The following is a 22112-nucleotide window of genomic DNA, read 5'->3' as shown; positions in this document are numbered from 1 at the left end:
ACCCGCCATCAACTCCCGCAACTCACCCAACAACACCTCCATCGTCGTGTGGTCCTGCACCAGGTGATGGATCCGCAGGAGTCCCAGCCACTGGCCGGTGCCGGGCTCCTGCCCGGTGTGCACCCGGATCAGCGGTGCCTCGTTCAGCTCGATCCGGGTGCTCGCGGCCGCCAGCAGTTGTTCGACCGGGTCAGCGCCGCGGGGGTCGATCTCCACATGTTCGACGGGCAGCCGGGCGTGCCGCAGCACCACCTGGACGGGCTCGCGCAGGCCCTCCCACACGATCGCGGTGCGGTAGATGTCGTGCCGGTCGACGGCCACCTGGAAGGCGTCGAGGAACGACTCCAGGCGCCTGCGGGAGTCGAAGGCGAGCACTATGGGCATCGCGTAGACGTCGACCGCGTCCTGATCGGCCATCAGGTGGTGGAAGACAATGCCCTCCTGGAGCGGCGCCAGCGGATACACGTCCGCGATGTTCGCCGCACCACCCTCCACCGCGGCCGCGATCCGAGCGATCTCCGTCTCGTCCAGCTCCACCAGCGGCAGCATCTCCGGGGTGATCTCCACCGCGCCCGCCGGAATCAGGTTGGGCGGCACCGTCACCGGGGCCGGGCCGGCCGCGCCCGCCAGGGCGGCGGGTGTGGGGTTGCGCAGCAGGGTGCGGATGGAGATCGACACGCCTCGGGCCCGCAGGTACTCCACCAGGGAGACCGCCAGCAGGGAGTGACCGCCGAGCGCGAAGAAGTTGTCCTCGACCTCGACCCGTTCGACGCCGAGGGCGTGGGCGAAGGCCTCGCAGAGGATCTCCTCCTGTGCCGTGGCCGGTGCCCGTCCACTCTCCCGGGTCCGGTCGGCGGCGGCGGCCTGGGCCGGGTCGGGGAGCGCGGCGCGGTCCAGTCGCCCGTCCGGGGTCAGGGGCAGTGCATCCAGGACGGTGACGGTCGCGGGCACCAGGTACTCCGGCAGCCGGGCGGCCAGAAAGTCCAGGAGGTCCGGTTCGGCGGTTCGCTCCGCCCCGGGCAGCAGGGTGACGTAGCCGGCCAGGGCGCCGCCGCGGACCGCGACCGCCGCCCGGGCGACGGCGGGGTGGCCGGCCAGTACGGCTTCGGCCTCGGCCGGGTCGATCCGCAGGCCGCGGGACCTCGCCTGCCCGTCCGTCCGCCCGGCGAACACCAGCTCGCCGTCCACGGTCCGGCGGGCCCGGTCGCCGGTGCGGTACATCCGCGCGCCGGGCTCGAACGGCGAGGCCACGAACCGCTCCGCCGTCGGGCCCGGGCATCCGGCCAGGCCGCGCGGCAACTGCGGCCCTGCGACGTAGAGTTCGCCGACCACGCCGAGCGGGACCAGGGACAGGTGCCGGTCGAGCAGGTGGACGCGGGTGGTGGCCGCCGGGCCGCCGGTGAGTTCCAGTTCGGCGTCGGCGGGCGCGTGCAGCGGGAGCACCCGCGCGTTCAGCGTCGTGCGGGCGCGTTCGGCCAGTGGTGACGGCAGAGCCTCGCCCGCGCAGAACACCGTCCGCAGGTCTGTGCCCGCCGTCACGGCCCGTTCGTGGAGCAGGAGTTCGAGCATCGTGGGGGTGAGCTGGGCGACCGTCACGGCCCGGTCGCGGATCAGTTCCGCCAGGTACGGGGCGTCCCGGTGGCCGTCCGGCCGCACCAGGACGGCGGCGGCGCCGTACACCAGCGGCCACCAGAGTTCCGCGGCGGCCCCGTCAGCCCACAGCGGGCGCTGCTGGAGCACCCGGTCGGCGGGCCGGAGCGGGTGCTCCGACTGCCGTGCGGCCAGCCAGTCAACCAGGGCCCGATGCGTGCTCAGCACCCCGGGCCGGTCGGCCGACCGGGCCAGCCGGGCCGCCTGGTCCGGCAGCGGGACGTGCGCGGGCACCCCGGCCGCCGGGTCGTCGGGGCCGTCCAGCAGGACGACGGCGGGGTGCGCCGGCAGTGCAGCGGCCGACTCGGCCGTGGTCAGCACGTGGTCGGCGGCCGCCAGCAGCGCCGTGATCCGCTCGGCGGGCTCACCCGGTTCGATCACCAGGTGGACGGCACCGGCTCTCCAGACGGCCAGCAGGGCGGGCACCAGCTCGGCGGTGGGCACTGCCACGGCGACCACCGCTTCGGGGGTGACGCCCCGGGCGGTCAGGCGGCGGGCGTGCGCCGCCGCCCGCAGTTCCAGTTCCGCGTAGGTCAGCCGGGCGTCCTCGGCGATCACCGCGACGCCGTCGGGGGTGCGCGCCGCCTGTTCGGCGATCAGCTGGGGGACGGTCGGCCTGGTCGGCATCCAGTCGGTGGCGTGCCGCTCACCAAGCAGGCTGCGGCGTTCGGCGGAGTCGAGGACGTCCACGGCGTGCAGTGCGGTGTGAGGCTGCGCGGCCAGCGTTTCGAGCACGCGGGTCAGCCGGGTGGCGAGCCGTCCCGCCGAGTCCGGGTCGAACAGGTCGGCGGCAGCGGTGAGCACGCCGCGGAGGCCCGCCGGGGCACCGTCGGCGTCGAAGGCCTCGCCCAGGACCAGGTTGAGATCGAACTTGGCGCTCGGCGCCCCGAGGGCCAGCTCGTCGGAGCGCAATCCCGGCGCCCGCAGCAGCCCGGCGGCCGCCGTCGTGCTGCTCTGCACCGTCAACATGACCTGGACCAGCGGATGATGGGCGGCCGAGCGGGCCGGGGCCAGCGCCTCCACCAGGGACTCGAACGGAACCTCATGGTGTCCGAGGGCGCTCAGCGTGCCGGCCCGGACCCGGTCCAGCACCTCGCCGAGCGTCGGGTCGCCGGAGAGGTCGGTGCGGACGACCAGGGTGTTGACGAAGAAGCCGATCAGATCGTCGAGAGCCTCGTCGGTGCGTCCGGCGACCGGCGCGCCGATCGGGATGTCGGCGCCCGCGCCGACCCGGTGCAGCGTCACCGCCAGCGCGGCCTGCAACACCATGAACAGGGTGGCGCCGCGCTCCCGCGCCAGCTCCGCCAGCCGCCGGTGCGTCCCGGCCGGTATCCGCAGCACCGCGCTGTGCCCGCGGTGCGACGCGACGGGCGGGCGCGGCCGGTCGAACGGCAGCTCCAGCAGCTCCGGCGAGCCGGTCAAGGTCCGCTTCCAGTAGGCCAGTTGGGTGCTCAGCAGGCTCTGCGGGTCGGCCTCGTCGCCGAGCACCTCCTGCTGCCAGAGCGTGTAGTCGGCGTACTGCACCGGCAGCGGCTCCCACTGCGGCGCCCGGCCCGCGCGGCGGGCCGCGTACGCCTCCGACAGGTCACGGGCCAGCGGGCCCGTCGACCACTCGTCCCAGGCGATGTGGTGGACCACCAGCAGCAGGACGTGCTCCTCCGGGTGGACGACGAACAGCCAGGCCCGGATCGGGATCTCCGTCGCCAGCTCGAAGGCGTGGGCGGCCGCCCGGGCCACCGCGCCGGCCAGCTCCGCCGCCGTGACGCTCTCGCCCGGCAGGTCGGCGGCCGGCTCGACAGCCGGCAGGTCGGCCGACAGGTCCGCCCAGAGCTCCTCCAGGGTCCGCAGGGTGCCGGTCGCGGGCTCCGCGCCCACGACCCGGACCACGGCCGGCTCCCAGGACAACTCATCGACGGCCAGGACCTGTTGGCGGGGCCGGCCGTCGACGGCGGGGTACACCGTGCGCAGCACCTCGTGCCGGCCGATCACGTCCCGCAGGGCCGCGGCCAGCGCCTCCCGGTCGAGGGTGCCGGTCAGCCGTACGGCGAGCCGGTTGTGGTAGTCGGCGTTCGGCCCCTCCAGCTGTGCGAGGTACCACAGCCGGCGCTGCGCGGACGACAACGGGATCATCGGGTCTCCTCCTGCCGACGCATGGGCCGCAGTGCGGGCCTGGCCTTCCGCTGCTCCCCGGCGCGGTCGGCGAGCCAGGCCGCGAGTCCGGCCGGGGTGGGGGCCTCGAAGAGCGCCGGTATCGGCACGTCGACGCCCATGGCGGTGCGCACCCGGCTTGCCAGCCGCATCACCTGCAGGGAGTGCCCGCCGAGTGCGAAGAAGTCGTCGTCCACCCCGACGGCCGGCAGGCCGAGCGTCCGGGCAAAGGCCTCGCACAGCACCGCCTCCCGGTCGTCGGCCGGTGCGCGGCCGCCGCCCGCGAGCGCCGCGAAGTCGGGCGCGGGCAGGGCCTTGCGGTCGAGTTTGCCGTTCACCGTGACGGGCAGCGCGTCCAGCACCACCACGGCGGGGACCAGTTGGCGCGGCAGCCTGGACCCGACGAACGCCCTTACGGTGTCCGCGAGTTCACTGCCAACCGGGCCCGGGCCGGGGACGACGTAGGCGATCAGGCGCGGGTCGCCCGGGGTGTCCTCCCGGACCACCACGGCGGCCCGGGCGACCCGCGGGCAGGCGGCCACCGCGGCCTGCACCTCGCCCGGCTCGATCCGCAGGCCGCGGATCTTCACCTGCTCGTCCGTCCGCCCCAGGTACTCCAGTTGGCCGTCCGCGTTCCACCGCGCCAGGTCGCCGGTGCGGTACATCCGGCCGCCGGCCTCGAACGGGTTCGCCACGAACCGCTCCGCCGTCAGGCCGCCGCGCCCCGCGTAGCCGCGCGCCAACTGCACGCCCGCGACGTACAGTTCGCCGCGCACGCCGACCGGCGCGGGGCGCAGCCCGGGGTCCAGGACGTACGTCCGGGTGTTGGCGACAGGCGCTCCGATCGGCACCGGCGCGCCCGGCCGGTCCGGCCGGCACTGGTACGCCGTCACGTCCACCGCCGCCTCGGTGGGCCCGTACAGGTTGTGCAGCTCCACGGTCGGCAGCACCTCGAAGAACCGGTCGCGCACCCCGGCGGTCAGCGCCTCACCGGAGCACACCACCCGGCGCAGGCCGCCGCAGCCGGTGGCGGTCGGCTCGGCGAGGAACGCCTCCAGCATCGAGGGCACGAAGTGCGCCGTGGTCACCCCTGCCGTACGGACCAGCTCCGCCAGGTACCCGGGATCGCGGTGCCCGCCCGGCTTGGCCAGGACCAGCGCGGCGCCCTCCAGCAGCGGCCAGAAGAACTCCCACACCGACACGTCGAACCCGAACGGGGTCTTCTGCAGCACCCGGTCGGCGGCCGTCAGCCGGTAGCGCGCCTGCATCCACGACAGCCGGTTCACGATGGACTCGTGCGCGACCACCACGCCCTTGGGCAGGCCGGTCGACCCCGAGGTGAAGAGGACGTAGGCCGGGTGCCGCGGCAGCAGCGCCACCGCCGACGGCGTCGCCGCCCCGGCGCCGTCCGGCACCACCGAGTCCACACCGAAGTCCGCCACCCGCGCCCGCTGCGCCGCGGAGGTGACCACCGTCCGCGCGCCCGCGGCGCCCAGCAGGTGGCCGATCCGCTCCGCCGGGTGCTCCGGGTCCACCGGCAGGTAAGCGGCGCCCGCTTTCAGCACGCCCAGCAGCGCGGCCACCAGGTCGACGCCGCGCTCCAGGCACACGCCCACCACCGACTCCGGGCCGACGCCCCGGTCCGCCAGCCGGTGCGCCAACCCGTTCGCCCGCGCGTCCAGTTCGGTGTACGTCAGCGAGGCGCCGTCGGCCACCACCGCGACCGCGTCGGGCGTCCGCGCCACCTGCTCGGCGAACGCGTCCGGGAGCGTCCCGGTCGGCACCTTGACCGCGGTGTCGTTCCAGTCCGCCACCACCTGCCGGCGCTCCGCCGGGTCCATCACGTCGACCGCGCCCACCCTGGTGTGGGGGTCGGCCGCCAGCAGGTCGAGCACCCCCGTCCACCGCCGGGCGATCCGGGCGGCGGTCTCCGTCTCGAACAGGTCCGCCGCGGCGACCAGCACCCCGTGCAGACCGGCCGGGGCGCCATGCTCGTCGAAGACCTCGCCGACCAGGACGTCCAGGTCGAACTTGGCCGCCGACACCTCGACCGTCAGCCCGCGGCCGCGCACCCCGGGCAGGTCAAGCACCGCCTCGGCGGTGTTCTGGAGGGTGAGCAGCACCTGGAACAGCGGGTGGCGCGCCATCGAGCGGACCGGGGCCAGCTCCTCGACCAGCCGCTCGAACGGCACGTCCTGGTGGGCGAACGCATCCAGGCTCCGGCTGCGGACCCGCGCCAGCAGGTCCGTGAAGGCCGGATCGCCCGTCAGGTCGGTGCGGATCACCAGGGTGTTGACGAAGCATCCGACCAGGTCGTCCGCCGCCTCGTCGGTACGGCCGGCGACGGCCGTACCGATCGGGATGTCGGTGCCCGCGCCCAGCCGGTTGAGCAGCACGGCCAGGGCGCCCTGCAGCACCATGAAGAGGGTGACGCCGTGGTCGCGGGCCAGGGTTCGCAGGCGCCGGTGCGTTTCGGCATCGACCTCGAAGTCGGCCCGGAGGCCCCGGTGGGAGGCGCGTGCCGGGCGCGGCCGGTCAACCGGCAGCTCCAGCGCCTGCGGCAGGTCCGCCAACGTCTCGCGCCAGTGGGCGATCTGCCGGGCCAGCACGCTGTCCGGGTCGCGCTCGTCGCCCAGCAGGTCGCGCTGCCACAGCGCGTAGTCCGCATACTGCACCGGCAGCGGCTCCCAAGCGGGCGCCCGGCCCGTGCGGCGGGCCGCGTAGGCCAGCGACAGGTCACGGGCCAGTGGCGCCGTCGACCAGCCGTCCGCCGCAATGTGATGGACCGTCAGCAGCAGGGTCGACTCCCGGTCGTCGAGCACGAACAGGTCGGCCCGCAGTGGGAGGTCGACCGCCAGGTCGAAGGGCTGGTCGGACGCGGCGGCGAGCGCGGCGGGGAGCTCCGGCACCGTCACCGGGACGACGGCGAGGTCGAAGTCGACCTCGGAGGGGGCCAGCACCCGCTGGGAGGGCTCGCCGTCCAGCACCGGGTAGAGCGTGCGCAGCGCCTCGTGCCGCCCGATCACGTCGCGCAGCGCCCCGGCCAGCGCGGCCCGGTCCACCGGCCCGTCGAGCCGGACGGGCACGGCGGCCGTGTAGGCGGAGGCGGCGCCCTCCAGTTGGGCGAGGAACCACAGCCGCCGTTGGGCGGGGGAGAGCGGCAGCCGGTCGGGGCGCGGCATCGGCGCCAGCGGTGCCCGGCCGCGGGCGGCGGTGGCCAGCCAGGCCGCGATCCGGCCGGGCGTGGGGGCTTCGAAGAACACCTGGATCGGCAGTTCGACGTCGAACAGGACACGGATCCGGCTGATCAGGCGGATCGCCAGCAGGGAGTGCCCGCCGAGGGTGAAGAAGTTGTCCTCCGCGCCGACCTCGGGCACGCCCAGCACCTGGGCGAACACCCCGCGGAGGATCTCCTCCTGCGCGGTGGCGGGGCGGCGCTCGGCGGGGCGGCCGGCGGCGGGGCGATCCGGGGCGGGCAAGGCGGCGCGGTCCAGCTTTCCGGCGGCCGTCAGCGGCAGCGCGTCGAGCACCACCACCGCCGAGGGCACCAGGTGGCCGGGCAGCCGCTTCGCGGCGAACGCCAGCAGTTGTTCGGCCGGCGGGCCCGCCGGGGTGTGCGCGTCGGCGGCGGGAACGACGTAGGCAACCAGGCGCCGGTCGCCCGGCAGGTCCTCCCGGACCACCACGGCCGCCTGCGCCACCGACGGGTGTCCCGCGAGCACTGCGCGGACCTCGCCCGGCTCCACCCGGAAACCGCGCACCTTCACCTGGTCGTCGGCCCGTCCCAGGTAGTGGAGCCGCCCGTCCGCGCTGCGGCGGACCCGGTCCCCCGTCCGGTACATCCGCTCGCCCGCCACGAACGGGCAGGCCGTGAACCGCTCCGCGGTCGCTCCCGGGCGTCCCACGTAGCCCCGGGCCAACTGCGCGCCCGCCACGTACAGTTCACCGACCGCGCCCACCGGCGCCGGCTGGAGCGAGGCGTCCAGGACGTACACCCGCATGTTCGCGACCGGGCTGCCGAGCGGCACCTCGCCGCGGGCCGTCGACTCCGGGTCGAGGCGCCCCGCGACCACGCCGATCGTCGTCTCGGTCGGGCCGTAGTGGTTGAACACGCCGCGCTCCCCCGCCACCGCGAGCAGCTCGCCCACCAGCTGCGGGGAGGCCGCCTCGCCGCCGAGCACCAGGGAGCGGGCCGGCAGCAGGGCGCCCGGGCCGACGGCGGCGGCCAGGGCCGCCAGGTGCGAGGGCACCACCTTGACGCAGTCGATCCGGTGGCGCGTCAGATAGTCCGCCACCGCCTCGGGATCGGTCACCGCCTGTTCGTCCAGCAGGTGCAGTTCGCCGCCCTGGACGAGGCTCGCGAACAGCACGGTGTTGCCCAGGTCGGTCACGGTCGGCTGCAACAGCGCGAACCGGTGGCCCGGGCCGTCGTACCCGATCTGTTCGGGCATCCGTGCCAGGTAGTTCGCCAGGCCGCCGTGCGTCACCGCCACACCCTTGGGCCGGCCGGTCGATCCGGAGGTGTAGATCACGTACGCCAACTGGCCTTCCAGCGGCTCGACTTCGCACGGCTCGCCGGTGCCGGTGACGGGTTCGGCGCACACCGCGGGGTCGTCCAGCGGGAGGGTGGGCACCAGATCGACGGGCAGCCGGTCGAGCAGCGCGGTCTCGGTCAGCACCAGGGCGGCCCCGCTGTCGGCAAGCATCCCGGCGGTCCGCTCCACGGGGTGGGCCGGGTCCAGCGGGAGGTAGGCTGCACCGGCCTTCCACACCGCCAGGATCGCGACCGGCGTCGCGGCGCCCCGCGGCAGGCACAGGCCGACCACGGACTCCCGCCCGATCCCCCGGGCCGCCAGGTGTCGCGCCAACTGCCCGGCCCGCGCATCCAGTTCCGCGTAGGAGAGCCGCACCGGGCCGGCTACCACGGCGACCGCGTCGGGGGTCCGCGCGGCCTGCGCCGCGAACCGCGACGGCACCGGCAGCGCGGGGCCGGTGACCGCGGTGTCGTTCCAGGTCTTCACGAGCAGGCGGCGCTCGTCCGCGTCGAGCAGGTCAACCGCGCCGACGGGGGCGGTCGGGTCCGCGTCCGCGAGGTGGTCCAGGACGGCCTGGAAGCGGCAACCGATCTCCCGGCCGGCCGTCGGGCCGTGCAGGTCCGGGTTGGTCTCGACGAAGGCCTGCAGGCCGCCGCCGCGGTAGTCACCGAGAATGTGGATCTTCAAGTCGTCGGCCGGGCCGCCGGACAGGCTCACCCTGCTGGCCACGCAGTCCCCGAACCTCAGCGGCCGGTCGCGCAGCATCACGTCGACCACCAGGTCGTACAGCTGGGAGCCGCCGACCATGCGCAGATCGCGCAGCAGGTCCGGGTACGGGTAGCGCTGGTGGCGCAGGGCGCCGTGGACCGCCCGCTGCACCCGGTGGGCGAGTGCCTCCAGTGGCAGGTCCGGACGGACCTCGACCCGGATCGGCATGATGTTGGCCGTCATGCCGGGGATTCCGAACTCGCGCATGCTGGTGCGTCCGTTGACCGAGACGCCGAGCACGACCTCGCGGGCCCCGGTCCTGCGGTGCTGCTGGACGGCCGCGGCGGTGATCAGCAGCGCGGCCGGGCTGACCCGCAGGCGCCCGGCGGCGGCCCGCAGGGCGGCCGTCCGCCCGGCGTCCACCGGCCGGTGGTGGGTGGCGGCCCGGTCGGCGAGCTGTCGGGCGGAGGCGGCGTCCGTACCGTCGGCGGCCCGGTGGTCCGCGAACGCCGCCGTCCAGAACACCCGGTCGCGTTGCCGGTCCGGCGAGTCCCGGTAGGCGCGTTCGGATTCGATCAGCACCGAGACCGGCGGCAGGGCGTGCGCGGAGGGGTCGGTGCCGTCGCCGAGTGCGGCGTAGACCTGGGCCAGCCGGTCCGCGAACTGCGACAGGCCGTTGCCGTCCACCACGATGTGGTGGGCGCGCTGGTACCAGACGAAGTCGCGGTCGCCGAGGGTGAGGAAGGCGTGTGCGGCGGCCGGCTGCGCGAGCAGGTCGATCGGGCGGTCCAGGTCGGCGCGCATCCAGCGCCGGGCCGCGCCCATCGGGTCCGGTTCCGCAGCGAGGTCGACGACGTGCAGCGGCACCTGCGCCGGGTCGTCCAGATACTGGCGCGGGGTGTCGCCGTCGAGCCGGAACCGCAGCCGGTAGGTCTCGGCCTCCCGGAGGGTCCGGCGCAGCGCCCGGAGGAACCGGGCCGCGTCCAGGTCGCCGCGGATCCGGGTGTACTCGCCGATGTTGTAGGCCGGATTGCCGGGCGCGAGCTGCTGGGCGTACCAGACGCCGAGCTGGCCGGACATCAGCTCCCAGGGGTCCCGTTCGGACGCACCCATTTCCCGTCTCCCCGATCGATCCTCAACACACGGACTTGCGCCGCGGACCGGCAGGCGTCCGGCCGGCGGCGGTTGACTTGCCGTCAGGCGGCCGACGGGTCGGCGCGCGGGCCCGGCGGCGGTTGGCTTCCCGTCAGGCCGCCGGCCGGTCGGAGCGTAGGCCGACCAGGTGGGCGGTGAGCGCGGTGACCGTGTTGACCTCCCACACCAGGGTGGGTTCGACGGACAGGCCCAGGGTGTCCTCGATGGCTCCGCACAGCGCGAAGGCGTACACCGAGTCCAGGCCGTACTCGGCCAGCGAGGCGTCCGGGTCGACGGGTTCGGTCGGCCGGTCCAGGTAGTGGCCGATCCGCGTGATCAGCCAGTCCCGGATCTCCTCGGACGTCCGCGGCTGGGTCATCTGGCTGCCTCTCTCGTCCCGGAAGGTGGGGTGTGGGCCGGTCGGCCGGTCAGCGGGCATCGGTCGTCGCCATCAACCGGCGGACCTCGGGCTCCAGTTCGGCGTGCACGGCGTCGATCCGGCCGGCCAGGAAGCGCTGCCGCATGGTGCCGCGCTGGATCTTGCCGCTGGTGGTGCGGTTCACCTGGCCGCGGCGCACCAGCACGATGTTGCGGGCGGGGGCGCCGAAGGCGGCGGTGATCCGCCGGGCGACGGCCTCGGTGACGGCCGGCAGCTCCTCGGCGGGGATGCCCGGCGCGACCTCGTGGACCAGCACGATCCGCTCGTCCGGCGCGTCCACCGCGAAGGCCGCGCCGACGAACCTGGCCAGGCTGGGGTGGGCGGACCTGGCTTCCTGCTCCAGGTCCTGCGGGTAGAGGTTGCGGCCGCGGACGATCATCATCTCCTTGAGCCGGCCGATGACGAACAGCTCACCGTCGACAAGGGCGCCCAGGTCGCCGGTGCGCAGCCAGCCGGGCCCGTCCGCGCCGTCCTCCGCGAGGCGGGCCCGGAAGATCTCCGCGTTGAGTTCCGGCTTGTTCCAGTAGCCGCGTGCGACGCTCTCCCCGCGCAGCCAGATCTCGCCGATCGCGCCGGCGGGCAGGTCCTGCCGGGTCCGCGGGTCGACGATCCGGAGGTCGAACATGCGGACCCGGCCGCAGCCGACGATCGGCCTGCCCCCTCCGTCGGCGGCGACGACCAGCTCGGGGCGGTCGGGGTCGGCGAGCCGGACCGGGTCGGCGAGCAGGACGTTGTGCCGCTGGCCGGTCGGCGTGCTCGACACGTAGACGGTGACCTCCGCCATGCCGTACGCGGGGGTGTGCGTCTCGGGCCGCAGGCCGATGCGGGCGAACCGCTCGACGAAGGCGTCCACCGTCGGCGCGTGGATCGGCTCGGAGCCGTTGCTGACGAAACGCAGCGTCGAAAGGTCGAGGCCTTCGAGCTGTTCGTCGGAAATGAGCCGCAGTGAAAGATCGTAGGCGAAGTTGGGCGCCGAGGTGGCCGTCACCCGGAATTGGTGCAGCATGTGGAACCACTGCACCGGGCGCCGGGCGAAAACGGTGGGCGGCATGAGAATGGCGTGCGCGCCGGCGAAGAGCGCGCAACTGAGTTGGATGAAGAGTCCGAAATCGTGGTGCATCGGCATCCAGGTGGCGAACACGTCCTCGGCGCCGAGCCCGGCCGACGCGTTGAACCCGGCGACGTTGACCTGAACGTTCCGGTGGTCGAGCATCACGCCCTTGGGCCGGCCGGTCGACCCCGAGCTGTACTGGAGGACCGCGAGGGCGTCCCCGTCCACCTGGCGCCCGGCGGGCAGCGCGGGCGGCTGTTCGGCGTCGCCCACCCGCTCCACCTGCTCGACCGTCAGGGCCAGCCCCTGCGTCCGCAGGCGTTCCGCGAGGATCTCCCGGTCGTCGGCGGTGGTGAGGATCAGGCCGGGCGAGCAGTCGGCGGCGATCGCCGCGACCCGCTCCGCGGCGGTCTTGGTGCTGACCGGCGGCGGGGCGGGCACCGCCACCAGGCCCGCCAGCAGACACCCGAGGTAGAGCTCGACGAACTCCACGCAGGTCGGCAGGGCGATCACGACCCGCTCGCCGACCGGCAGCCGGGCGGCCAGCTCGGCGGCCCGCAGTCCGGCCCGGCGGGCCAGCTCCCGGTAGCTCAGGGTCTCGGGCACGGCCGCGCCCGTGCCGCGGAACACCGTCAGCGCGGGCTTCTCCGGGTCCAGGTCGGCGCACACGGTGAAAGCGTCCCCCAGGTTCCGGAAACCCGTGAGTTCGAAGCCCTTGAGGTCGAAGACCATGCATTCCCCCTAGAGATGACGGGACACCCCTCCCCTGTCATCGACGTCGCCGCGCCGGCCCGGGGTGATCACGGCGGGGCCGCGAACCACTATGCCCGACCGCCTGTTTTTCAGTAACTGTTCGAAGCCGGTACGAAGGTGTTCAACCGGCGCGCCACGCCAGTTGAACGCTCCGGCGGCGCACTGTGGTGATCGGTCGCCGCGAATCCTTGACAATTCGGCGGTCCCGACTCGGCGGCACCCGGCCGGTGTCCGCCCGAACTCATCCCCGAGACGTCATCCCGGGGGCGGATCGGACTCCCCGCGCTCGCTCGCGCGGCTGTCTCACCAACCGTTCCGTGGCATGACGTGCAGTCACCACAATCGGCAGAAGATGGAGTTGCCGCCTTCCGCGCCACTTCCCAGCCGCCCGCCTCGATCAGGACAGAGACCCCATGTACCGCACCGCACTGCGCAATCTGTTGGCCCACAAGGGCCGACTGCTGATGACAGCGCTGGCCATCATGCTCGGGACCGCCTTCGTGGCCGGCAGCATGGTCTTCTCCGACACCGTCGACCAGGCCACCAGGAACAGCTACTCGACCAGCTTCGATGACCTGTCGGTGATGGTCTCCGACCCGGCGGCGTCGGCCTCCGGCGGCTTCCGCGGCCAGCGGAGCTCGGCCGAGCTGAACGAGGAGACCGTCGCCAAGATCGCGGCGCTCCCGGGGGTGGCGAAGACCCGGGCCGTGGTCGGCGACTTCACCGGTGTCGCCGACAAGCAGAACAAGCTGATCGGCCCGGCGTGGAGCGCCAGGTCCGCGAACTTCGTGCCGGACGCCTCCGGCAACGACCCCCGCTACCCGATGGTGCAGGGCCGCGGCCCGCGTGCCGCCGGCGAGATCGCCCTCGACCGGAAGACCGCCGAGTCGGGCGGCTACCGGGTCGGCGACACCGTGCGGATCGCCATCAACGGCCCGGCCGTCAACACCCAGTTGACCGGAATCTTCACCACCACCGACCCGATGGTCGCCGGCGGCGGCTCGCTGACCCTGCTGGACACCGCCTCCGCGCAGCAGCAGCTGCTGACGCCCGGCCAGTTCAGCAGCATCGAGGTCACCGCCAAGCCCGGCATCTCCGCCCAAGCCTTGCGCGAGCAGGTCGCGCCGGTGGTGGCCTACAGCAAGCGGTTCACCGTGCAGACCGCCGAGCAGCTGCGGACCGAGCAGTCCACCATGATCGCCCGCCGCACCCACAGCCTGGAGCAGGTCCTGCTGGCCTTCGCCGCGATCTCGCTCTTCGTCGGCATCTTCATCATCGCCAACACCTTCACCATGCTGATCGCCCAGCGCACCAAGGAACTTGCGCTACTGCGCGCGATCGGCGCGGCCCGCGCCCAGGTCACCAAGTCGGTGCTGGCCGAGGCCGCGCTGATCGGCCTGGTCTCCGCGGCCGGGGGCCTGCTGGTCGGCATCGGCGTCGGTGCCGGCCTCCAGTGGGGCCTCAAGTCGGTCAACCGGGGCATGCCCACCGGCTCGCTGGTCGTCTCACCGGGCACCGCCGTCACGGTGCTCGCCGTCGGCGTACTGGTCACCATGGTCTCCGCCCTGCTGCCCGCCGTCCGGGCCTCCCGGATCGCGCCGGTGGCCGCGATGAGCAGCGGCGACCAGCCCACCACCCCGAAGGGCCTGCGGATCCGCAACAGCATCGGCACGGTGATCACCGTCCTCGGCCTCGGGCTGATCATGCTCGGCGTCGTGTCCGATCACAGCAAGCAGCAGTTCATCCGGCCGGGCGCGCCGCTCGCCGCGATCGGCATCCTGATCCTGCTCCCGGTGCTCTCCCGCCCCGCGATCTCGCTGGCCGGCCCGGCCCTGGTCCGGCTGTTCGGCACCCCCGGCAAGCTGGCCCGGCTGAACGCGGTGCGCAGCCCGCGCCGCACCGCGGCCACCGCCGGCGCGATCGCCATCGGCCTCACCCTGGTCACCGCGATGACCGTGATCGGCACCTCGGTGACCGACGCGACCACCCGGTCGGTGAACGCCTCGGTCAAGGCCGACCTCGCCGTCGCCATGTCCAACGGCCACGGCCTGGCCGCCCAGGTCCCCGCGGACATCGCCAAGGCTCCGGGCGTGACCTCGGTCAGCGCCGTCACCTCGATGAACGCCAAGGTGAACGGCAACCCGCACACCGTCGAGGGCCTGGACGCGGACACCTTCGACCAGCTGGTCAAGCTGTCCATGACCGCCGGCTCCGCCGACGCCCTGAAGCAGGGCCAGGCCCTGATCGACTCCGGCCTGGCGACGAGCGAGGGCCTCCACACCGGCTCGGCCCTCAAACTGACCAACCCCGACGGGACGGAGACCGCGCTGACCGTCGGCGGCGTCTTCGAGAACAACCAGCAGCTCTCCCCGATCCTGCTCGCCAACTCCGTGATCACCGCGCACAACCCGCAGCCGTTCATCGTCCGGACCCTGGTCAAGGGCACCGCCGGGGCGACCCGGGCACTCAAGCAGGCCATCGCCGACGCCACCGGGAACAACCCGGTGATCGTGATCCGCGACAAGCAGGGCATGGCGGACGACTACAGCTCCACCGTGAACGCCGCGATGAGCCTGCTGTACGTCATGCTCGGCATGTCCGTCCTGGTCGCGGTCCTCGGCGTGGTCAACACCATGGCGATGTCGGTCTTCGAACGAAAGCGCGAGATCGGCCTGCTGCGCGCACTCGGCCTGGACCGGACCGGCGTCCGGCGGATGGTCCGGCTCGAATCGGCCGTCGTCTCGGTCTTCGGCGCCGTGGTCGGCATGGCGCTCGGCAGCTACCTGGCCTGGGCCGCGGTCAGCACCCTGTCCGAGCAGCTGCCCAACATCTCCACCGTGCTCCCCGTCGGAGAGCTGCTCCTCTTCCTGGTCACCGCCGGCGCGGTGGGCATCGTCGCCGGCCTCTGGCCCGCCCGGCAGGCCGCCGGGACGGACATCCTGCACAGCATCAACGCCTCCTGAGACAACCGGCCCTGACGGGCCGTCACGCAACGAACCGCACCAGCGGCACACCCTTTCCTTCCGGTGCCCGCCCCGGCCGATCCCCGGGACGGCGGGACGGGCACCGGGTACCGACCTAGGAGACATCAGTGAGCACGGCATCCGCGATCCTGCGGTCAGTAACCCCCGGCGGCCCCTCCGGCATCGCCGCCTCGGCCCGCGAGGTCACCAAGGCCTACGGCGTCGGAGAGACCCGGGTCACCGCCCTGAACCGGGTCGACGTCGACATCCACCGCGGCCAGTTCACCGCGATCATGGGCCCCTCCGGCTCCGGCAAGTCCACCCTCATGCACTGCCTGGCCGGCCTCGACACCGTCTCCACCGGCCACATCCGGATCGGCGACACCGAGATCACCGACCTCAACGACAAGCAGCTCACCCAGTTGCGCCGCGACAAGATCGGCTTCATCTTCCAGGCCTTCAACCTGCTCCCGACCCTCAACGCCATCGAGAACATCACCCTCCCGATGGACATCGCCGGCCGCAAGGCCGACCAGGCCTGGCTCGACCAGGTAGTCAGCACCGTGGGCCTCGCCGACCGCCTCAAGCACCGCCCGGCCCAGCTCTCCGGCGGTCAGCAGCAGCGTGTCGCCGTCGCCCGCGCACTCGCCTCCCGCCCCGAGATCATCTTCGGCGACGAGCCCACCGGAAACCTCGACTCCCGCTCCGGCGCCGAGGTGCTCGACTTCCTTCGCCGCTCCGTCAACGAACTCCAGCAGACCATCGTCATGGTCACCCACGACCCCAACGCGGCCTCCTACGCCGACCGCGTGCTGTTCCTCGCCGACGGCCGCATCGTCGACGAGATGCACAACCCCACCGCCGACGCCGTCCTCGACCGCATGCGCCGCTTCGACGGCAAGCGCACCAGCTGAATCCGAACGCACGGAAAAGGTGCGGCCCGGGTGCTCGAACAGGAGAACCCGGGCCGCACCTTCCGTACCAGGCCGCTCAGCGGCCCTGCCAGCGGGGTTCCCGCCGCTCCGCGAAGGCGCGCGGCCCCTCGACGGCGTCCTCGCTGTACCGGCGCCGCTGCTCCCAGCCGAACTCGGCGGTGAACGCCTCCTCCAGCGGCATGTCCAGCGAGCGGCGCACCGCCTCCTTGATCGCCCGGACCGCCAGCGGCGCGCTGCGCAGCAGGTCCTCGGTCCACTCGGCGACGCAGTCGTCCAGCCGGTCGGCCGGCACCACCTCGTTGACCAGCCCGAAGCCCAGCGCCTGCGCGGCCGACAGACGACGGCCCGTCAGCAGGTGGCCCATGGCCGCCTTCAGCGGCAGCTGCCGGGCCAGGCGAAAGGCACCGCCCGCGCCGGGGACCAGGCCCAGGCGGGCCTCCGGCAGCGCGAACACCGCCCGATCCGAGGCGATGATCAGATCGCAGGCGAGGGCGAGTTCGAACCCCCCGCCCAGCGCATAGCCGTCGACCCTCGCGAGCACCGGCTTGGACAGGTCGAAGCGCTCGGTGAGCCGGGGCCAGCCGGGCTGGCCGCGGCTGCCGAAGGTCGACCGGGGTACTTCCTGCCCGTCCAGCCGGGCGCGCTCGCGCAGGTCCTGCCCGACCGAGAAGGCGCGGTCGCCGGCGCCGGTGAGCACAACGACCCGCACCTCGTCGTCCGCCTCCACGTCATCCCAGATCTCGGCCAGTTCCTCGTGCATCCGCAGGTCCATGGCGTTGAGCACCTCGGGCCGGTCCAGCGTCACCCGGGCGACGTGGTCCTTCTTCGTGTACCGGACCCGCGGCCGCTCGGACGCCCGGGCGGGCTGGGAGGCGTTCAGTGCGAACTCGCCCCCTTCCCGGTGGAGAACCGGCCGACCTTGTGGATCACGTCGGGGCTGTACAGCCGCAGCGACTGCTGGAGGGCGAACTCGGCCATGTAGCGGCGGAATTCCTCCGGCGGCTCCTCCGCGAGGTTCAGCATCCGGCGGTTGGCCAGCACGGCGGAGCCGCGCATCCGCCGGACGCTGCGCTCGACCGCCGCGTCCATCTCCTCGGGCTCGTGGACCTCGTCCACCAGCAGCGCGGCCCGCGCCTCGGTGGCCCGGACCCGCTGCCCCTCCAGGATCACCTGGCGGGCCAGGCGGGCGCCGCCGGCCCGGCCGAGCCGGAAGTTCCCGGCTCCGGGGATGATTCCCTCGGCGGCGGCGGGCAGGCTGAGGTAGGAGTCCGAGGCGGCGATCACCTGGTCGAACACCAGCAGCAGCTGGCAGCCGCCGCCGATGGCGAAGGTGTCCACCGCCGCGACCCACGGCTTCTCGACCAGGGCCGGGCGCCAGTGGTCGGTGTCCCCGGCGAGCACGCCGCGCCAGATCTTGTGGATGTAGCCGAGCTCCCGCCGCAGCAGGAAGTCGACCAGCGAGATGCCGCCGGCGTGCAGGGCCTTGAGGTTGATCCCGGCGCTGAACACCCGTCGGCCCCGGTGGCGCGGGTGGGTCATCACGCCGCCGCGCAGTAGGCCGACCTCCACCGACGGGTCCAGCAGGGCTAGGTCGACGGCGGTCTCCATGTCGTCGATCTGCCGGTTGTCCTCGGCGTTCAGCGAGTCCTCGCGGCACATCGTCAGCCGGGCCACCGCATCGGTGCGCTCCAGCCGCACCGAGCCCAGGTCGGCGACACCGGTCTCGATGAACTCCGGCAGCAGCGCGAGCGCGCGGGGCGTCGGCCGGAGCATCGCGTCGAGCAGGTGCGGGCCGGCCAGCGGCGAGTGCAGGACCCGGCCGAAGAACAGGCCCTGGTCGATCTCGCGGCCTTCCTTGGCCGCCTGCGGCCGGGCCCGCTCGACCGCCAACTGGTCGTCGGTGGGCACCAGTCCTGGAAAGGCCTCAGCGGCGGCCCGGGCCAGTTCGTCCACCCGCAGGTACCGGGTGCGGCCAGCCGTGAGCTCGTCGTAGACCGCGTCCACATGGGTGTCCAGGAAGGCGGCCCGCAGCACCCGGGTGCCGTCGATCGCCGCCGCCGCCTCGGCCCGCTGCTCGGCCGTCCGCTCGCCGGGCACCGGCAGGATGCTCAGCATGTCCTCGGTGTACTCGGCGGCCAGGGTGAGCGCGGCGCGGGCGAGTTCCAGCTCCGCCCGGACGGCCGGCAGGTCGCTCCGGTACGCGGCCCGGGTCTCGGTGATGCTCATGAGGCCACCGCCGTCGAGGCCCGGCGCAGCACCCGGTCGCAGGCCGCGAGGTGGACGCCGAGCGCCTCCTCGAAGCTGGTGCTCGCGGCGTCGAGCATCAGCTGCCGCCGGATGGCCAGTTCGGCGCCCGGCACCGCGCCGGCGCGCAGGGCGGCGTTGGCGAGGGCGTCGTCCAGGTTGTCGGCAAGTTCGTCCACCAGGTGCAGGGCCAGGGCGTCGGACGCGTCGATGGGCGTGCCGAAGAGCACCGCGCGGCGGACCGCGGCCGCGCCGGAGCCGTGCTGCGCGAGCCGGTAGAGCGCCATGCCCGGCCAGGTCGCGCCGTCGCCGACCGGCACGCACAGGCGCACCGCCGCGGTGGCGATGCGGTAGTCGGTGGCCAGCAGGGCGTCCAGCGCGATGCCGCCGCAGTCGCCGTCCGCGACGGCGAGCGTGGTGGCGGGGAGCCGCTCCAGGCGCCGCAGCGCCCGCTCCCACTTGCTCACCTGGGCCACCGTCAGGTCGTCGGCCCAGCCGCCTGCGGGGGCACCCGAGACCTGGACGATCACCCTGCCGCGGCCGTTGCGGTCCTCGGCGCTGTCGCAGACCGCGTTGACCGCGGCGGCCGCCGCCGGGGACAGCGGCCGGCTGCCGTCGATCCGCAGGAACAGGTCCTCGTCGCCCGAGTGGACGTCCGCGGCCTTGTTGCCGTTCTTCACCTGAGTCTCCGTCACCACTGCACCAGCGCAGTCTCGATGGTCGAGCCGGGGCCCATGGTCATCAGCACGCCGTAGTCCCCGGCCTGGCAGGCGTTCTCCCGCAGCAGCCGCTGGTAGGAGAACAGGAACGAGCCGCTGGACAGGTTGCCGTAGTCGCGCAGCACGCTGACGGTGTGCCGGACGTCGTGGCGGGTGAGGCCGAGGTTGACCCGGACGGCGTCGATGACCTTCTTGCCGCCGGAGTGGATCAGCCACTGGTCGATGTCGCTGCGGCGCAGTCCGGCGCCGGACATCAGGCGGTCGACCACCTGTTCCGCGTTGGCACCCACCACGTAGGGCACGTGCGGGTCGAGGTAGAAGCTGAACTTGCCCTGGCTGTCGTCCCAGTCGAAGCGCATCGCGTCGATGGCGTCGGTGATCAGGTGGCTGGCGAAGCCGAGGATCCGGGGGCTGCCGGGGGCCGGCGGCACGTCGGGCGCGGCGTAGGCGGCGTCGGGCGAGTCGGCGATCAGGGCGACGGCGGCCGCGCCGTCGCCGAACAGGCTGTTGACCACGGCGGTGCGCATCGTGTCGTCGATCACGTAGGCGGCCGAGCAGGCTTCGACGCAGAGCAGGACGGCGACCTTGCCGGGGTTCGCGACGGCCCAACCGGAGGTCGCGTTGAGGGAGTTGAGACCGGCGTTGCAGCCCATGCCGACCACGTCGATCCGGCTGGTCCGGGGCAGGATCCCCATCTCCCGGATCAGGTGGGCGCTCAGGCCCGGGGCGAGGAAGCCGGTGGTGGTGGTGCAGCACAGGTAGTCGATGTCGTCGAGTTCGAACCCGGAGTCCTCCAGGCAGGCGCGCACCGCGCGGGCTCCCATGTCCAGGGCGATGCGCTTGTGCTTGGCGAGCAGTTCACCCTGCAGCTCGGTGATCACGTTCCCGTCGGTGTCCCGCTCCGGGACGGTCAGGTAGCGCCGCTCGATCGCGCTGTTCAGGAACACCGACCGGACCTTGGGGTCGGCGATGTTGAAGATGTCGAGCAGCTCCCGCTGCGCGTAGGAGGTCCCGCTGTTGGCGGTGCCGACGCCCACGATGCGGGCGGCACCGGCGGGCTTCCGCTCCGGCGCCGGACGGTCCAGCAGGGCGGTACTCGGCGACCCGGGGCTCGTGGTCATCGGAAGGTCCACCCCCAGGAACGGCTCTTGCTGCGGATCAGACGCACAGGTACGAACACGCCATTCAGCCTTTCGGTGAGTCGGTGTCACGTCGCAGCGAGGCCGTTTCCGCGCAGGCGTCCACCCCGCCGGTGTGCGGAAACGGCCTCGGCGCTGTCCGGCCGGGCAGACCGGTTCAGTTGTTCGCCATGGCCTCGATGAGGCTCTTGGGGCGCATGTCGGTCCAGTTCTTCTCGATGTAGTCGAGGCAGTCCTGACGCGGCGCCGCCCCGAAGACCGTGTTCCAGCCCTCGGGCACGTCCACGAAGACCGGCCACAGCGAGTGCTGGCCCTCGTCGTTGACCAGCACCAGGTAGCTGGCGTCGGGGTCCTCGAACGGATTCGTCACCGTAGTGTCCCTTCTCGGGGTTCGGCGTCAGGCGGTCGCCTGAGCCCTCGTGCGGTTGCCTGAGCCGTGCGGAAACGCGGCGGATCGGCGGTACCGGTCGCGCAGGGTCGGCCGAACAGGCCGCGCGGAGGACTCACCCGCCACACCGCACACACGGAGTGCTCACCGAGGAGGATGACTCGCGGGCCACCGGTCGATCAATAGCCGACGCTCCGCACACCGCGCGGGCCGCGCCGTGAGCGCCCGGACCGGAAGGCTGTGTTCAACTGCGACGCCGCATCACTTGGACGCGCCGCCGGGCCCGTCGCCCGGCGGCGGGCGCTGTGCGCCCCGCCGCGATCAGGCTATTCTCGCTCCGGTTTCGGGCACGGGGCCCAAAGGTGTTGAGGGGTGTTGGCATGGTTGCTGGCCGTGTGGTGCGGTTCGACAGTTCCCGGGGGTACGGCTTCATCGCCCCCGACCACGGCGGGGAGGACGTGTTCCTGCACGTGAACGACTTGCTGATCCCCGAAGCGTCGCTGCGGACGGGCCTGACCGTGGACTTCGAGATCGAGGAGGGCGACCGCGGCCCGAAGGCCTCGTCGGTGCGGCTGACAGCAGGGGCGGACAACAGGCCGCTCACCCTCGCGACGGCCGGTGCGGTGTCCGCCGACCGGCGCCCGGACGACGACTCGCTGTGCGACGTGCTCACCCGCGAGGAGTACCTCGCCGAGACCACCGACGCTCTCCTGGAGTCGGTGCCGTCCCTGACGGGTAGTCAGATTCTCCAGGTCCGCCTCACGGTGCTGGAGCTCGCCAAGACGCACGGCTGGATCAGCTAGGCCCCGGTCACGACGCCCCGCCCACTGTGGCCGGCGGGACGGTCCGGCGGCAACGGCCCGGCGACCGCGCCGGGCCGTTGCGCTGCGTGCTCCGTCCACGGTGTGCTCCGTCCGCCGCGTGCCCCGTCCGCTGTTGCCCTCGACCGGATTCGGAGGTGTCCGATGGTGCGCATCGCGGTCGGCGCGGCGCCAGTCGGCGCTCTCGCGAGGCCACCGGACTCCGCACCGCACGTCGTCGACGGCCTGGTCCTCGTCGTACTCGGCGTCCTCGCCGTGGCGCTCGGCATCCTGTGGGCCGCGGACTACCGGGCCATGGTGTCCTCCCGCCGCGCGCGCCACGAGGCGAGCAGGGCACAACGCCGCCCGGCACTCCCTCCCCCGCCGGGACCCGCCGTCCAGCGCCTGACCGGAGTACTCCTCGCCCTCACCGGATGCGCCTTCGTCCTCACCGGCGTCCGCGCACTCGTCTCCTGAACGACGGCCGGCCCGCGACGTCGAACGCC

13 protein-coding genes are annotated in these 22112 nt (G+C 73.4%); 4 read left to right on the top strand and 9 right to left on the bottom strand.

Annotated elements, in window-relative coordinates:
* The 4 genes from AMK19_RS32735 to AMK19_RS32720 all read right to left on the bottom strand — a co-directional run.
* Nucleotides 1-3780 (bottom strand): condensation domain-containing protein (locus AMK19_RS32735; RefSeq protein ID WP_143200527.1); only part of this gene is annotated, 3780 nt, incomplete at its 3' end.
* Nucleotides 3777-10154 carry a non-ribosomal peptide synthetase gene (locus AMK19_RS32730; protein WP_073818961.1) on the bottom strand — a complete coding sequence of 2126 codons (6378 nt, stop codon included), beginning with the start codon at nt 10152-10154 and terminating at the stop codon, nt 3777-3779. The genes AMK19_RS32730 and AMK19_RS32735, both read right to left, overlap by 4 nt.
* Before the next feature lie 133 nt (nt 10155-10287).
* Entirely contained in the window at nt 10288-10554 is a 267-nt protein-coding gene (locus AMK19_RS32725; protein WP_073818959.1) for an acyl carrier protein, read from the bottom strand.
* 49 nt (nt 10555-10603) lie between these two features.
* Nucleotides 10604-12397, bottom strand: a complete 1794-nt coding sequence (locus AMK19_RS32720; protein ID WP_073818957.1) for a fatty acyl-AMP ligase — start codon at nt 12395-12397, stop codon at nt 10604-10606.
* A gap of 434 nt (nt 12398-12831) precedes the next feature.
* Between AMK19_RS32720 and AMK19_RS32715 the strand changes: the two genes are divergently transcribed.
* Nucleotides 12832-15381 (top strand): ABC transporter permease, encoded by a 2550-nt coding sequence (locus AMK19_RS32715; RefSeq protein WP_073818955.1) that lies wholly within the window; start codon nt 12832-12834, stop codon nt 15379-15381.
* 128 nt (nt 15382-15509) lie between these two features.
* Complete coding sequence (locus AMK19_RS32710; RefSeq protein ID WP_073818953.1) at nt 15510-16295, top strand: ABC transporter ATP-binding protein; 786 nt, start codon at nt 15510-15512, stop codon at nt 16293-16295.
* Nucleotides 16296-16371: 76 nt separating this feature from the next.
* On the opposite strand, the gene dpgD is transcribed toward AMK19_RS32710, so the two are convergent.
* From dpgD to AMK19_RS32685, 5 genes are all read right to left on the bottom strand, one after another.
* On the bottom strand, nt 16372-17121 hold the full coding sequence (dpgD, locus tag AMK19_RS32705) for an enoyl-CoA-hydratase DpgD (RefSeq protein ID WP_241844707.1): 750 nt from the start codon (nt 17119-17121) through the stop codon (nt 16372-16374).
* Nucleotides 17122-17192: 71 nt separating this feature from the next.
* On the bottom strand, nt 17193-18431 hold the full coding sequence (gene dpgC, locus AMK19_RS32700; protein ID WP_198953520.1) for a (3,5-dihydroxyphenyl)acetyl-CoA 1,2-dioxygenase DpgC: 1239 nt from the start codon (nt 18429-18431) through the stop codon (nt 17193-17195).
* 107 nt (nt 18432-18538) lie between these two features.
* Nucleotides 18539-19255, bottom strand: a complete 717-nt coding sequence (gene dpgB / locus AMK19_RS32695; protein WP_241844706.1) for an enoyl-CoA-hydratase DpgB — start codon at nt 19253-19255, stop codon at nt 18539-18541.
* The gene (gene dpgA, locus AMK19_RS32690; RefSeq protein WP_073818949.1) at nt 19252-20400 is read right to left on the bottom strand and encodes a 3,5-dihydroxyphenylacetyl-CoA synthase DpgA; all 1149 of its coding nucleotides are present in this window, start codon (nt 20398-20400) and stop codon (nt 19252-19254) included. The genes dpgB and dpgA overlap by 4 nt, the downstream gene beginning before the upstream one ends.
* 175 nt (nt 20401-20575) lie before the next feature.
* The gene (locus AMK19_RS32685) at nt 20576-20788 is read right to left on the bottom strand and encodes an MbtH family protein (RefSeq protein WP_073818947.1); all 213 of its coding nucleotides are present in this window, start codon (nt 20786-20788) and stop codon (nt 20576-20578) included.
* A 398-nt stretch (nt 20789-21186) separates the two neighbouring features.
* On the opposite strand from AMK19_RS32685, the gene AMK19_RS32680 reads away from it, so the two are divergent.
* Together AMK19_RS32680 and AMK19_RS32675 are read left to right on the top strand one after the other, a co-directional pair.
* Nucleotides 21187-21609 carry a cold-shock protein gene (locus tag AMK19_RS32680; RefSeq protein ID WP_073818945.1) on the top strand — a complete coding sequence of 141 codons (423 nt, stop codon included), beginning with the start codon at nt 21187-21189 and terminating at the stop codon, nt 21607-21609.
* A gap of 162 nt (nt 21610-21771) precedes the next feature.
* Nucleotides 21772-22083: a hypothetical protein gene (locus AMK19_RS32675; protein ID WP_073818943.1), complete on the top strand. Its 312-nt coding sequence runs from the start codon at nt 21772-21774 to the stop codon at nt 22081-22083.
* Nucleotides 22084-22112: the final 29 nt, after the last annotated feature.

The sequence above is a fragment of the Kitasatospora sp. CB01950 genome (assembly GCF_001905465.1).
GTDB lineage: Bacteria > Actinomycetota > Actinomycetes > Streptomycetales > Streptomycetaceae > Kitasatospora.
The sequence above is the reverse complement of the archived record's forward strand: the minus strand, read 5'-3'. Positions and strand labels throughout refer to the sequence as shown.